Origin of the sequence: Paenibacillus thalictri, from assembly GCF_004307995.1 — a bacterium.
In the GTDB taxonomy this organism is placed as follows: domain Bacteria; phylum Bacillota; class Bacilli; order Paenibacillales; family NBRC-103111; genus Paenibacillus_AF; species Paenibacillus_AF thalictri.
This window is the reverse complement of record NZ_SIRE01000006.1, coordinates 153,594-167,819: the sequence shown is the minus strand read 5'-3', so window position 1 is coordinate 167,819 and position 14,226 is coordinate 153,594. Positions and strand designations below refer to the sequence as shown.

Below are 14,226 nucleotides of genomic sequence, written 5' to 3'. Positions count from 1 at the left end.
CGGCAAGCTGACGAGACAAGCCGGAATTCCGCAGACGTGATGCCGGAAAAACAGCCGGGACGTACTAAAGTAAGCCGCCGCGAAGTGCTCAAGATGGCCGGTGTCGGCGGACTCGGACTGCTCGTCGGCTCTGTCGGAGTCGGCGAGGTACTGACGCGTACCGGGATGTTATCCAGTAAAACGGCTTCGGTGGTTACTCCCCGGCAAGCGGATCAACATATTCCTTTCTACGGCGACTATCAGGCGGGAATCGTAACGCCGTCGCAAAACTTCGTCTGTTTTGCCGCATTTGACGTCACGTCCGCGAAGCTGTCCGACATCGCCGAGATGTTTCGCGCTTGGACTGAAGCTGCAGCCGCTATGACGGAAGGCCAGCTGATCGGAACCGTAAACGATAAAACAACCATGCCTCCGTCGGATACGGGCGAGGCGGCAGGGCTTACGCCTTCCAAGCTGACGATTACGTTTGGCGTTGGGCCGTCTATGTTCGACCAGCGATTTGGCCTCGCCGCCAAACGCCCTGCGGCGCTTGCGGATTTGCCGCGTTTTGCCGGAGAAAATCTGCGGCCCGAGTGGTGCGGCGGGGATATCGGCGTACAGGTGTGCGCCGACGATATGCAGGTTGCCTTCCATGCGGTGCGCAATTTGGCGCGAATCGCCAGAGGCACGGCGGTGCTTCGTTGGACGCAGGAAGGGTTCCAGCGAACCAGCGCGGCAAGCAGTACGGCGGGCGATACGCCGAGGAACCTGCTTGGGTTTAAAGACGGCACCGGGAATCCGGATGTGAACGACAACAAATTGATGAATGACGTCGTTTGGGCCCAAGCAGCCGACGGCGCCGGATGGATGAACAACGGCAGCTATATGGTGGTTCGGCGCATTCGGATGCGGATCGAGATTTGGGACAGAACCAAGCTCGGAGAGCAGGAGAATACGTTTGGCCGCTATCGCGAAAACGGCGCGCCGATTGGCGCCAAAAACGAATTTGACACATTAAAGCTTGAGGAAAAAGACGCCTCCGGCGCTTTTGTCATTCCGGCCAATTCGCATGTCCGGCTGGCGCATGGGGACGGCAGCATGAAAATTTTACGCCGTTCTTATTCATATTCCAGCGGGCTGGACAGCAAAACGGGGCAGCTTGACGCCGGTTTGCTGTTTATCGCTTATCAACGAGACCCGCGGAGCCAGTTTGTCCCGATGCAGCAGCGTCTGGCCAAAGCGGATGCGCTGAATGAATACATTTCTCATTTGGGAAGCGCGTTGTTCGCATGTTTTCCGGGCGTGAAGCGCGGTGGCTTCATCGGAGAGCAGCTGTTCTCATAAGCAAACGGAACAAAGGAGAACGTATGGGATGAGCGGATGGAAAAAGAGCGGCTGGAAGCCGCAGTTATTCATTTTGGCGGCTGCGGTTTTTTTGATGCAGTGGACGGGAGCGGCCTGGGCCGACTCCAAGGATAATAAGACGGATGCGCTGTTCCCGCTTGTCGGCGGGGCGCTGGTGGAAGCGGGCGAGCATCACTGGCCGAACGCGGCCGGCGATATTGAGAAGTTCGAAGCGGCATGGAAGCAGCTGCAGCTGCCTTCGTCCGCTGCAGTCGACCAGGTGACCGCAGCGCTGGCTGCCGCCAAAAAGGCGCTAGTGGAAGCGGAAGCGAAACCCGACGCGGCTTATCAGGCGATTTCGAACTTGGCGAAAGCGACAGAGACCGCTTCGCGCAGCTTGGATACCGGGGCGTCCGACAAGGACGGGAAAGCTGCGGCGAAGACGCTGCTCCCCTTGCTGCAGAAAAGCATGGACGACGTCGAGCATAAAAACTGGAGCCAAGCTAACCTGCATTTCAAGCAGTTCGTTAACCAATGGTTTAAGATCGAATCTGCGATCCGCTCGGATAATAATCAAGTTTACAGCGGCATTGAAACTAAAGTAAGTTTGGCGCGCATCGCGCTGCAGGCGGAGCCGCCTCGGGAAGAGGAGGCGGCCGCGCAGATTGCCGAGCTAAAAAAGCTCATTGACGGTTATATCAGCGGAAACATGCAAATGTCCGCCGGGAACGGGAGCGGCAATCACTCCATGACGGAGCTGCTGGCGCTGCTGCAATCGGCTCAAAGCGAAATTCAGAACAACAATGCCGCGAAAGCGGCCGGACATATTCAAGCGTTTATCGCGTTATGGCCGTCGGTAGAAGGTGTCGTGCAAACCCGCTCGCCGCAAATGTATACGCAAACGGAAAACCAGATGACCGAAGCGGCAAGCGATCTGATGTCATCGCCGCCTAAAGCGGGAGAGGCATCGGCCATTATCGCCCAGATGCAGGCGGGGCTTGCTCCGTTTGTGGAACAGACCGCCTACACGGCGGTTGACGCGGGACTTATTTTGCTGCGCGAAGGGGTTGAAGCGCTGCTCGTTTTGACGGCGCTGCTGGCGTTTTTGCATCGGACGGGACAGTCGGCTAAACAATCGTGGATATGGAGCGGCGCCGGCGTGGGGATTGTATTAAGCGTCGTATTGGCCGTCGTGCTGACGTACACCTTATCGTCGGTGGCGACAGGCAGCGCGCGGGAAATGCTTGAAGGCGTGATCGGGCTTGTGTCGGTTGTGCTGATGCTGACGGTAGGCGCATGGCTGCACAGCAAATCGCAAGCCAAAGCTTGGAACGAATACATCAAGCAGCAAGTCGGATCTGCGCTGGCCAGCGGCAATCTGTGGTCGCTGTTTACGATTTCGCTGCTCGCTATATTGCGTGAAGGGGCGGAGACGACGATTTTCTACATCGGTATGGCGCCTTCCATCGAACCGCTGAAGTTAATCGAAGGCATCGCCGCCGCTTTGCTCATTCTGATCGTGCTGGGTTATGCCATTATTAAAGGAAGTATGCGAATTCCGATCCGCCCGTTTTTCACCTGCGCGACGTTGTTCATCTATTATCTGGTCGTTAAATTCCTTGGCCAAAGCGTACATGCGCTGCAAGTATCCGGCAAGCTCGGCGCGCATGTGCCCGGTTATCTGCCGCAGGCCAGCTGGCTTGGCATGTATCCGACCTGGGAAACATTTATCCCGCAAATGCTCGTGGTATTATTTATTTTGTTCCAGTTCGTTCGGATGGAATGGAAAAGGCGGCACTTTGGCAATAGCGCCGGCAAGCTGGCGTAGCAGCAGCCAACGTTCCGATTACAAGTATGCAATTGACCGGTTTTATCGGAGACGATCCGAGAGACCGGTTTTTTTCATGGATTCGTATTGTGACGGCGGTGCGGGAATACATATAACCCGACGAGAGGTAACCGGAGGTGGAGGGTATGATATTTTGGGAAACGGCGGTTGTGACGGACATTGTGGAGGAAACTGAAGCGGTTCAGCGTGTGCTGGTGAGGCTGGATAAGGGATCCGAGTCTGAAGCTGTGCATTATTTGCATATGCAGCCGCAGCTGCGCATCGGCGACCGGGTGCTGCTGAACACAACCGCCGGCGAGCTGGGCCTGGGCACGGGGGGCGTGCATTTTGTGCACAGCATTTGCGGTGCCGAAGGGCGTTACCGGGAATGGACTGAGGAACGCAGAAAGGAACCAGCCGCAGGCGGGCATATCGTAAAACTTCGGTACACCCCGCTGCAGATGACGGTGCTCGCAGCCGAAGAGACGGCAAGTCCGCATCATAACTTGTTCGATCGCAGCCATACGCTTGCCGGTATGCCGGTACTGATTGGCGAGCTGCACAGCATGCTGCCGATTGCGGGAGCTTGGCTGCATCATAACAGCAAATCTAGCGGGCGTCCTGCGCGCATCGTTTACGTGATGTCGGATGGGGGCGCTTTGCCCATCGCTTTCAGCGAGCATGTCCAGCGGTTGAAACAGCTCGGCTGGTTGGCGGGAACGGTGACCTACGGCCATGCCTTCGGCGGCGATTTGGAGGCGGTCAACAAGTTTACAGCGCTGCAGGCCGCCAAATATGCGCTGCAGGCCGACATAACGATTGTTGCGATGGGACCCGGAATGGTAGGGACCGGAACGGAAATGGGGCATACGGGACTGGAAACCGGTGAACTGATCAACGCGGTCAGCGTGCTGCAAGGACTGCCCGTGCTGATTCCGAGAGTCGGCTTTACCGATACGCGTTTGCGCCACAAGGGGTTAAGCCACCATACATTGACCGCTTTGGCCCATGTGGCGCTTGGGGAAGCGGCCGTGCCGTTACCGGCCTTATTGCCGCAGGAGCTATGGGATCTATTGGCGGCTCAGCTTGCCCGCTACGGTTTGCTGGACCGGCATCGGATCATTTTGCATGAAGGCCCGGATTTGACTGCCGTCGAGATGTGCCTTCAAGGGTACGGACTGCCGGTTACAACAATGGGAATGGGATTACGCCGGAATGGGCCTTTTTTTCTCGCGGCCGCCGCGGCTGCCGATTATGCGTGGAACTGCCTTCGGATGCAATGAAACGGGCGGTTTCCTGCAAATATTGCTTGAGCGTCAAATGGGGCGTGGCCGATTGCATCAGCAATTGCAGCTGCTCGCGGATTTCCGACGGTTTTCCGGCAATGCGCAGGTACGATGGGGTCATATACAAGTTCATAAGCTCCCTCATTTCGGCAAAATGGAATAAAGTTTGTTATAATTGCACCATATGCAAAAGAGGGACAAGTTATGCCGGAAGACAAGAGACGAATACGGAGAAACAACGTTATACCAGATGAACAAAGAAACCATGGAGGTTATACACGATGGACAATACAGATCAGCAAAAATTTTCCGAAACAACGCTGCACACCGAACCGGTTTATCAAGGCAGGGTGATCTCGCTGCAAGTTGAAACCGTACGTCTGCCAAACGGGGAAACTGCCAAAAGGGAGATTGTAAAGCATCCCGGAGCCGTGGCCGTGCTGGCGCTGCTTAACGATAAAATGCTCGTTGTGGAGCAGTACCGCAAGCCGCTCGGAAAAAGCCAAGTCGAGATTCCGGCAGGCAAGCTGGAACCGGGGGAAGATTTGCTGGAAGCGGCCGCCCGCGAGCTGGAGGAGGAAACCGGCTATCGCTGCGATTCGCTGCGGCATCTCAGTTCCTTCTATACGTCGCCCGGGTTTTGCGATGAGATCCTGCATTTGTACGTGGCGGAGCAGCTCAGTAAAGGCACGGTGCATTTGGACGACGACGAGTTTCTGGAATGCGAGGCGATTACGCTGGAAGAGGCGCAGCAGCTCATTAAGCAGCAGAAAATCAGCGACGCCAAAACGATTGCAGCCGTATACGCCTGGCAAATTTACAAGCTGACGGGGTCGTTTCCGGCATGAATACGTATTATGTTGATCTGCATATTCACATTGGGCGCACGGAAGCCGGAGAACCGGTCAAAATCAGCGGTTCCAAGGATTTGACCTTCTACAATATCGCAAAGGAAGCGTCTGTGCGCAAAGGCATCGAAATGATCGGCATCATCGATTGCCACTCGCCGGCAGTGCAGGCGGAAATCGACGGTTATTTGGCGAGCGGCGACATGCGGGAGCAGCCGGGCGGCGGCATTGGATATCAAGATACGACGATCATCCTCGGCAGCGAAATCGAAGTGAAGGACCCCGGCATGGGGGCGGTTCATCTGCTTGCTTATTTGCCGACACTGGACGAGATGAAAGATTTTACCCGGTGGATGGCGAAACATATGAAAAATGTGAGCTTAAGCTCGCAGCGCATTTATGTGCCGGCCCGCACGTTGCAGGAGGAAGTGCTTGGACGCGGGGGCATTCTCATCCCGGCGCATATTTTTACGCCACATAAAAGCGTCTACGGCAGCGGATCTACGCGAATGGAGCACATGCTGGATCTAAGCGGCATTGCAGCGGTGGAGTTAGGCCTCAGCTCGGATTCCGAGATGGCTGGATTGATCTCCGAACTGGATCCGTTCACCTATGTCACCGATTCGGATGCGCATTCGCTGGCCAAAATCGGCCGCGAGTACAATCGGATGGCGATGGAAGCGCCAAACTTTGCGGAGTTGGTCAAAGCGCTGCGGCGGGAGGAAGGCCGCAGCGTCGTCGCAAATTATGGGCTGAATCCCCGGTTAGGCAAATATCACCGGACGTTTTGCTGGAGCTGCGAATCGATTTTGGATGAAAGCGAAATGACGGTAGAGCGGTGTATGTACTGCGGCAGCACCAAAATCGTACGTGGCGTCATGGACCGGATTAATGCGATCAGCGACCGCGAAAAACCGGTGATTCCCGACTACCGGCCGCCTTATCATTATCAGGTTCCGCTTGAATTTATCCCCGGCCTCGGCCGCAAAAAGCTGGAGACGCTGCTGGAGCGCTTCGGCACGGAAATGAACATCATCCATAATGCCCCGCAGGAAGCGCTGGCGGAAGCGGCCGGAGCTGAAATCGCCGCTTATATTATGGCCGCCCGGGAAGGCGAACTGACGCTGCAAGCAGGCGGCGGCGGGCACTACGGCAAGGTGGAAAAAGCGGAACCGCCGAAGTAACGACCTGTTTATCGACGGGGGCCGCCTGAGCCAGGGGACCGCTTGGCTGTTTGGCAGCATGCAAAAAAATCAAAATGGTGGAGGCGGTGAACGCGATGGCCAGCATGGCAAACGGGGAAGGCATAGGAGCTTTCGGATTTCATCCGGTGCTTGCCGCTTGGTTCGAGCAGACGATTGGTGAGCCAACCGATGTGCAAACTCAGGTATGGCGCGAGCTAACGGACGGCGAACACATGCTTATAGCCGCTCCTACGGGATCGGGAAAAACGCTTGCCGCTTTAATGCCTTGTTTGCACCGGATTGTCATCGAAAAAGAAGCGGAGACAAGCGAGGGGACGGCCGCGCAGCGGACTGCCGGCGTGCGGCTGCTTTATGCGACGCCGCTGAAAGCGCTGAACAACGATGTGCACCATCATTTGCTGCATTTTGCCGATGAAATGGACCGCACGGCGGAAGCCGGGCGGATGCCTTGGCCGGGTCTAACCGCCGCCGTGCGCACCGGCGATACGCCTCAGAGCACAAGAGCTTCGATGCTGCGCCAGCCGCCGGATGTGCTGATTACGACGCCGGAGTCGCTGTATTTGCTGCTGACCTCAGGCAAAGCCAGAGATATGCTGAAAACCGTGCGGCAGGTGATAGTCGACGAAATTCACGATTTGGCGGCAGACCGCCGAGGGATCCATTTATCGTTATCGCTCGAGCGGCTTGCCGAATGGTGCGGCCATAATCCGCAGCGTATCGGTGTTTCTGCGACGCAAAAACCGCTCTCGCGGGTAGCCCGTTATTTGGGCGGCTGGGAGCCGGGGCCGGAGGCGGCCGATCCGGACGAGACATCCGCTGAACTGCAGCGGGCGGCGGATTCGGGTTTGTCCGGTTTCCCCGAAACGGGCGGACAAGACGCCGATGATATGCCGGGAAAAACACCAACATCCGAATCCGCCGATCAAACGCTTGGCGCGGGTTACCGCCCCCGTCCGGTTCGCATCATCGAAAGCGCGATGAACAAGACATTCGAGCTGCTTGTCACGATGCCCGCGCAGCAGGTGCTTACCGGCGACAAGGAAGCCGTATGGACGCCGCTGGCGGAGAAGATATTGCAGCTGATGGAAGGCGGCCGTTCCACGATTATTTTCGTCAACAACCGCAGGTTGTGCGAGCGGCTGACGTTAAGATTGAACGATCATGTCGGCTACGAGCTGGCCCGCTCGCACCACGGCAGCGTCGCCCGCGAGCAGCGGCTGCTCGTTGAGCGCGCGCTGAAGTCCGGCGAGCTGCGCTGCCTGGTGGCGACGTCGTCGCTGGAGCTCGGGATCGACGTTGGCCACGTCGATCTCGTGCTGCAAATCGACGCGCCGCCAAGCGCCGCCGCCGGCATCCAGCGCATCGGCCGCGCCGGCCACGCCGTCGGCGCCGCCAGCCGCGGCGCGATCATCGCGCGCTCGCGCGGCGTGCTGGCCGAGTGCGCCGTCATCGCGCGGCTCGTGCGGCGGCGCGACATCGAGGACATCCGCGTGCCGCGCGATGCCCTCGATGTGCTGTGCCAGCACGTCGTGGCGATGACCGCCACCGACGACTGGCCGCTGGCGCAGCTCGCCGGCGTGCTTGCGCGCAGCGACAGCTTCCGCGGCCTCAGCTTCGCCCGGCTGTCGGCCGCACTGACGGTGCTGGCCGGCTACTACCCGTTCGTCCGGCCGCTGATTGAATGGGACCGCGCGGCAGGCATGCTGCGCCGCAGCAAACGCGCCGCCATGGCTGCGATCATGGGCGCCGGCACGATTCCGCAAAGCACGGCATATCCCGTGCACCACGCCGAGACACGCGCGCATCTGGGCGAGCTGGACGAGGAATTTATTCATGAAAGCCGGATCGGCGACGTATTTCAGCTGGGCACGTCATCGTGGAGAATCCAATCGATTCAAAACGATAGAGTGTACGTAGTGGAAACGGCTAATGCTTACAGCGAAATTCCGTTTTGGCGCGCCGAAGCGCCCGGACGCTCTTATGAATTATCGCTTGAGCTGGGCCGCTTCCTCGGGCAGCTCAGCGACAACATGGAACGCCAATCCGCCGTCGAACGGATCGGCTGGCTGGAGCGGGAGCATCATCTCGACGCCCGCGCCGCGGAGCAGTTAAGCGGATTGATTCAGGCGCAGCGCGCGGCAAGCGCAGTCCCCACCGATAAGCTCATCGTGATCGAGCGTTACATCGACGAGTTGGGCCAGCATCATATGGTGTTCCACAGCTTGCTAGGCCGCAGGCTGAACCGGACGTGGCAGCTCGCGCTGCAAATGAGGCTTGAATCGCTTGCAGGCCACAAGGTCTACGCCAATGCCAAAGATAATGGCATTGAATTTGTGCTGCCGGCCTGGGAACCCGCTTGGCTGTACAGCCTGCTGGCCATCGGCGCGGAAGAAGCGGAGCGGCTCATTCAGGAAGCGCTCCCGGCATCGCCGCTGTTTGGCATGGCGTTCCGCCGCCTTGCGGAGACGTCGCTGCTGCTGCCCCGCAGCTTTACGCGGATGCCGGCTTGGAAGCAGCGCTTGCGCTGCGAAGAGCTGCTGCGGGAAGCGCTGCCCCATGGCGCGGGGTTCCCGTTTATCGCCGAAGCGCTGCGTATTTGCTTATACGAATATTTGGACGTTTTGCAGTTGAAGCTGCTGCTTGCTGATATTGCGGACGGGGCCGTGCAGATCGAGCTGCGGGACAGCCGTTTTCCTTCGCCGCTTGCCGCCCAGTTTGCGATGGATTACACGGCTGCGCAGCTGTACGATTCGGATGCGGTCAGCCACGATGTGCAGCTTCAATTGCTCAGTGTCAGCCGAGAGCTGGCCGGAGAGCTGTTTGGCAAAGCTGAGCTGAGCAAAATGGTCGAGCCGCTGTTAGAAGATACGGAAGGCACTTCGCTCGCAGACGATGACGAGTTGTGGCAGCTGCTGAAGCGGCAAGGCGATATGTCGGAGGACGAGCTGGCACGCACGACCGGAACCAACCCGGATGTAGTCAGCGAGCTGCTTGCCCGGCTGCTCGGGCGGAATCAAGCCGTATCCCTCATGCTGGGCGGGGAAAAGCGCTGGATTTGCGCGGACGAAACGGCGGTTTACGCGCGTTTTCCGCACGATGCCGAAGCGGCGGCATTTATTATGCGCCGCTACATCGACCGGCAGCTTTATTTTACGGCGTCCCAGCTCAGCGGTTCGTACGGTGTTGAGGAACCGATCGTGCACAATTGGATGGATTCATGGCAGCGTGACGGTTTGATTGAGCCGTCCCCGTTTGCCGAAGGCGGCGCCGAGCCGCTATGGACAAGCAGCAAAGCGGCAAGCCGGATCATTCGCAAGACGATGCAATATGTACGGCAAAAAACGGCGGCCGTGGACGGCGAGCGGTATTGCCTGCATTTGCAGCAGCTGCAGCATGCAGCTCCCGGTTTCCGCCTGAGCGGGATGGAAGGTCTGAAGCAGGCGCTCGAAAAACTGCAAGGTTTGTTTTTGCCGCTGCCGCTGTGGGAGTCGGTTGTGCTGCCGTCGCGTGTGAGCGATTACCGGAAAGAATGGCTTGATTTGTTGTGCGCCTCCGGGGAGATCATCTGGATCGGCAGCAAAGAACCCGGCGAAAAAGAAGGGAAAATCGCCTTTTTCTTAACCGAAGCCAAAGAATTGTACGCGACCCATCTGGATGACCCGTCGTCGGCTGTCGAGCGGCATGCCGAGCTGTACGGACTGCTGAAGCAAAAAGGCGCGAGTTTCCTCACCTTGCTTAGCCGGGAAATGGGGCAGCCTCCCTCACAAGTGATGGAAGGGCTGCTGGAGCTGGTTTGGCTCGGAAAAGTGTCTAACGACCAGTTTGCCCCGCTTCGTTTGCACGGCTCCAAGTCCGCAGGAAATAGCAAGCCGTTCCAATCGGGGCTGGGCCGCTGGTACACGCTGGATTCCATTGCCGACCGCAGCGTGACTCCGGAGCAGTCGGCTTTAAGCTGGGTGAACCAGCTGCTGAAAACACATGCCGTGTTGAGCAAAGAAGTCGCCGCCTTACAGCCGTATTTTGCATGGGAGAAACTGCTTGACGTGCTGAAGCAGCTCGAGCATTGGGGCATGGTTACACGTGGGTTGTGGCTGAAGGGCTCCGCTTCGCTGCAATTTGCCGCACCCGAAACGTTAACCGCCTTCAGGCAGTCCGTTGTGGAAACCGGCGAGAACGTCACGCTGCTGTGCGCAGCCGATCCGGCCAATCCTTATGGGGTGTCGATCGATTGGCCGAAAACAAGCGGGATTTCGTTTGCCCGCAAGCCCGGCAATTACCTCGTATTCGCAGGAGGACGCAGCGTGCTGTGGATCGAAAATAACGGCCGGCGGTTCTATACGCTAAACAGAGGCTCCTCCGAGCTGTGGAGGAATCCGGCCGTATTCAAACAAATGTTGAAAACGCTGCTGCAGATGGGCTCCCTGCGAAAGCTGGTGATCGATTCGTGGGACGGCCAGAAGCTGGAGCATGAAACGGATGCCAAATGGCTGCTGCAGTTCGGAGGCGAGCGGGACCGCTCTTCCGTTGTCATCTGGCCAAGCAGCCTGAAGACGTAACATCCATGCGCACGCCGATGCAAAGCGGAGCCGCCCGAACCGATGCGGCCGCCGTCCTAACCGGCATACCGTGCAGTTGCCCGTGCCGATCCAGCAGCGGTCCTAACCGGCATCCCGCGCAGTTGCCAGTGCAATGCGGCCGTCGTCCTAATCGCTGAACCGCGCAGCCGCCTATGCTGTTCACACGGCCGCTTCTTTTTGCATCATCTCCTGCGGTACACTCAGATGTCCGCTTTCCCCGCATATTTGGATTGCAGGAAACGAATCCATTCCTTGGCGGCAAACGATAAATATCGGTCCTTGCGCCAGATGAAGCCAAGCCGCCAAGGAATAATCGGGTTCACCAACGGTACGGAAGTCACGGCCGCCGGATTCATTTTTTTGCAAATATGCTCAGGCATTAAAGATATGCCCAGCTTGACCCCCACCAGACTGCCGATCAAATCCCACTGCGAGCTTTCACATACGATGCGCGGCTGAAAGCCCGCGCTGATGCATGCGGCGGGAATCCGTTCATTTAAAGCAAAATCTTCGCGGAATAAAATAAACGACTCCTCGGAAAGCTCTTCCATGGGCACCTCTGCGCGGGAGGCCAACGGATGTTCCGGGTGTACGATCAACATCAGCCGTTCTTCCGCGATCAGGATGGAATGGTACAAATCGCGATTGACCGGCAGCAGCACGGCGCCAAAGTCAAGGGCACCGCTTTCGATGTCGGCAGCCAGCCTTTTGGCTCCATATTCCACAAGCTCCAGCATGATGCCCGGATATTGCTCATGAAATTTGCCGATCAATTCAGGGAAAAATCCGGCCCCCGCCATCGGCGGCAAACCGATCCGCAGTTTTCCTTTATGCAAATGCGCGGCCTGGTTTACTTCGGAAGTCAGGCTGTTGAAGGAACCTACAATATCTCTGGCTTGGCTGACGATCCGGTACCCCTCGCTGGTCAGCTCGGCTTTTTTGCCGGTGCGGTCAAATAAAATGACGCCAAGCTCATCTTCGATTTCTTTCACCGCTTTGCTGATCGTCGGCTGACTGATATGCAGCGATTCCGCCGCTTTCGTAAAACTTCCAGTCATAGCCACTTCGATCACATATTGAAGATGCCGAATATCCACTTCGTTCTCTCCCATTCACAAATCGAATAACTGACATGCTACATATGTATTTTACCTATGAAAACAACCGCAGTATACTTTTTTCATTCAAATGTTTGGAAAGAAGGCATACGGCGATGGAAGTGCTGAAAAAAGGATTTGCCGCTGCGGTGCAGGTCATTTTTATCTACGCCCTGTATGTGCTGCTGGATGCGGCCGTGAACGCGCTGCATGTTCCCGTTCCCGCAAGTATTATCGGGCTCGCGCTGCTGTTTGTGCTGCTCAAACTCGGCATACTGAAGTTGCGCTGGATCGAAAAAGGCGCCAACTGGCTGATTGCGGAAATGCTGCTGTTTTTTATTCCCGCTGCCGCAGGGATTATCCAATTCAAGGATTTAATGCTGGAGAACGGTATCGGCATTGTCTTGGTCTTAATGCTCAGTACGCTGGCGGTAATGGTGACCGGAGGCATGCTGGCACAGCGAATGGACAACCGGAAGGAGCGAATCGAAAGATGATTTCCGCCGCTGCTTATATTGTGTTAACCGTGCTGATTTATTGGACCGTTAAGCGGGTGTACCGCTGGAAAAAGCTGTTTGTCTTATCGCCGCTGCTCATCGTGCCTGTCGTCATTATTTGCATCTTGGCGTTTGGGCACATTTCGTTTGATACCTACAATGAAGGGGGGCGCTGGCTGACCGGCATGATCGGCCCGGCGACACTGGCATTGGCGGTGCCGCTGTACAAAAATTTCAGCATGCTGAAAAAACATGCGCTTGAAATCGTAACGGCCGTCGCGGCCGGTTCGGGTGCCGGATTTCTGACGGCGCTGGGCATCGCCCACTTGTTTCATTTAAGCAAACCGCTTGTTGCCGGGCTGCTGCTCCGTTCGACAACAACGCCGATTGCGATTGCGGTATCCGACCGTATCGGCGGCATTTCCTCCGTCACCGCAGTCATTGTGCTTCTGACGGGACTGCTTGGCATGTCGGTCGGTCCGGTTATGATTCGCAAGCTGCACATTCGCAGCGAGATCGCCCAAGGGGTGATGATGGGAACCAGCGCCCATACGGCGGGCACATACAAAGCTTTTGAACTGAGCGGCTTATCCGGTGCGATCTCTACGATCTGCATGATTTTGTCGGCTTTTATCACGCTGCTCTGCATGCCGCTTTTCGTGATGTAACTCCTTGCTATCAAATCAAATAGTTGTCATAGAGAGTACCTTATTTTCATATGATTTAATGAACCGGACAAGCGGGCGCTTTGCTGTCGGCACGCTCGGATGAGGCACAGCTTCGTCTTGTCTAAATGGCATGGGTTCCAGTAAACCCGCTCAGAAAAATCATTGAGACTGCTGAAAAAAAACGCTGCATGGAAATTTCAGGAGGTACTCCCTATGAACAAAAACGCAAAGCTGGCTCTTTATATGAAAGAGCATGTATCGCTGTATATTTTTGTGGCGGTGATTCTTGTTACCGGCGTCATTTTCGGCGCGGTCATGGTGAATGCGCTCACGTTGGAGCAAAAACAGGAGTTGACCCGCTATCTCGGCAATTTTTTTCTAACCGTGGATCAGAACGCGCTTGGCGACGCTCAGGCATCGCTGCAGCAATCGTTTGCCATGCATATCAAGTGGGTGCTGATCATATGGATTTTGGGTTTATCGGTGATCGGACTGCCGCTGATTCTTATCCTTGATTTTTTAAAAGGCGTGCTTGTCGGTTTCACGGTCGGCTATTTGGCGCAGCAGCTTTCATGGAAAGGGATGATGTTTGCTCTGGTCGCTGTGGTCCCGCAAAACATTGTCGTCATACCGGTTATCGTCATCTCCAGCGTAACGGCGATGGCCTTTTCGATCTACTTGGTAAAAAATCGGTTTATGCAGCGGAAAGGGGCTATTTCCGGGCAACTGGTCCGATATACGGCGACGGTATTGTCGCTTGGCGCGGTGCTGTTCGGCATCTCGCTCTTCGAGACGTACGTATCCCCCGTAATGATGAAATGGGTCACGCCGGCGCTTGTTTCTTTGGCCTCGTAGGCGTCAGCGGGACGAAGATAACCTTCACGTAAATCCATTTGC

11 protein-coding genes are annotated in these 14,226 nt (G+C 56.7%); 9 read left to right on the top strand and 2 right to left on the bottom strand.

The features are described from left to right. Window positions 1-39 precede the first annotated feature (39 nt). The 6 genes from efeB (at window position 40) to EYB31_RS09505 (ending at window position 11,046) form a co-directional block, all read left to right on the top strand. Window positions 40-1,323, top strand: a complete 1,284-nt coding sequence (gene efeB, locus EYB31_RS09530) for an iron uptake transporter deferrochelatase/peroxidase subunit (RefSeq protein WP_131013260.1) — start codon at window positions 40-42, stop codon at window positions 1,321-1,323. A gap of 28 nt (window positions 1,324-1,351) precedes the next feature. After that, window positions 1,352-3,151 (top strand): FTR1 family iron permease, encoded by a 1,800-nt coding sequence (locus tag EYB31_RS09525; protein WP_131013075.1) that lies wholly within the window; start codon window positions 1,352-1,354, stop codon window positions 3,149-3,151. A 146-nt stretch (window positions 3,152-3,297) separates the two neighbouring features. Beyond that, window positions 3,298-4,434: a DUF3866 family protein gene (locus tag EYB31_RS09520; protein WP_131013074.1), complete on the top strand. Its 1,137-nt coding sequence runs from the start codon at window positions 3,298-3,300 to the stop codon at window positions 4,432-4,434. A gap of 284 nt (window positions 4,435-4,718) precedes the next feature. Then, window positions 4,719-5,285, top strand: a complete 567-nt coding sequence (locus EYB31_RS09515; protein ID WP_131013073.1) for an NUDIX hydrolase — start codon at window positions 4,719-4,721, stop codon at window positions 5,283-5,285. Next, a complete protein-coding gene (locus EYB31_RS09510; RefSeq protein WP_131013072.1) occupies window positions 5,282-6,469 on the top strand; it encodes an endonuclease Q family protein in 1,188 nt (395 codons plus the stop codon). The genes EYB31_RS09515 and EYB31_RS09510 overlap by 4 nt, the downstream gene beginning before the upstream one ends. Window positions 6,470-6,519: 50 nt before the next feature. After that, on the top strand, window positions 6,520-11,046 hold the full coding sequence (locus tag EYB31_RS09505; RefSeq protein ID WP_338119923.1) for a DEAD/DEAH box helicase: 4,527 nt from the start codon (window positions 6,520-6,522) through the stop codon (window positions 11,044-11,046). On the opposite strand, the gene EYB31_RS09500 is transcribed toward EYB31_RS09505, so the two are convergent. Together EYB31_RS09500 and EYB31_RS09495 are read right to left on the bottom strand one after the other, a co-directional pair. Next, window positions 11,018-11,230 carry a hypothetical protein gene (locus EYB31_RS09500; RefSeq protein WP_131013071.1) on the bottom strand — a complete coding sequence of 71 codons (213 nt, stop codon included), beginning with the start codon at window positions 11,228-11,230 and terminating at the stop codon, window positions 11,018-11,020. The two genes, EYB31_RS09505 and EYB31_RS09500, sit on opposite strands and share 29 nt — an antisense overlap. A 37-nt stretch (window positions 11,231-11,267) precedes the next feature. Then, window positions 11,268-12,164, bottom strand: a complete 897-nt coding sequence (locus tag EYB31_RS09495) for a LysR substrate-binding domain-containing protein (protein WP_170318220.1) — start codon at window positions 12,162-12,164, stop codon at window positions 11,268-11,270. Window positions 12,165-12,280: 116 nt separating this feature from the next. On the opposite strand from EYB31_RS09495, the gene EYB31_RS09490 reads away from it, so the two are divergent. The 3 genes from EYB31_RS09490 to spoIIM all read left to right on the top strand — a co-directional run bounded on the left by EYB31_RS09490 (window position 12,281) and on the right by spoIIM (window position 14,184). After that, on the top strand, window positions 12,281-12,661 hold the full coding sequence (locus EYB31_RS09490; RefSeq protein ID WP_131013069.1) for a CidA/LrgA family protein: 381 nt from the start codon (window positions 12,281-12,283) through the stop codon (window positions 12,659-12,661). Beyond that, complete coding sequence (locus tag EYB31_RS09485) at window positions 12,658-13,329, top strand: LrgB family protein (protein ID WP_131013068.1); 672 nt, start codon at window positions 12,658-12,660, stop codon at window positions 13,327-13,329. Before EYB31_RS09490 ends, EYB31_RS09485 begins: the two co-directional genes overlap by 4 nt. A gap of 213 nt (window positions 13,330-13,542) precedes the next feature. Further along, window positions 13,543-14,184 (top strand): stage II sporulation protein M, encoded by a 642-nt coding sequence (gene spoIIM / locus EYB31_RS09480; protein WP_131013067.1) that lies wholly within the window; start codon window positions 13,543-13,545, stop codon window positions 14,182-14,184. The last annotated feature ends 42 nt before the right edge of the window (window positions 14,185-14,226 follow it).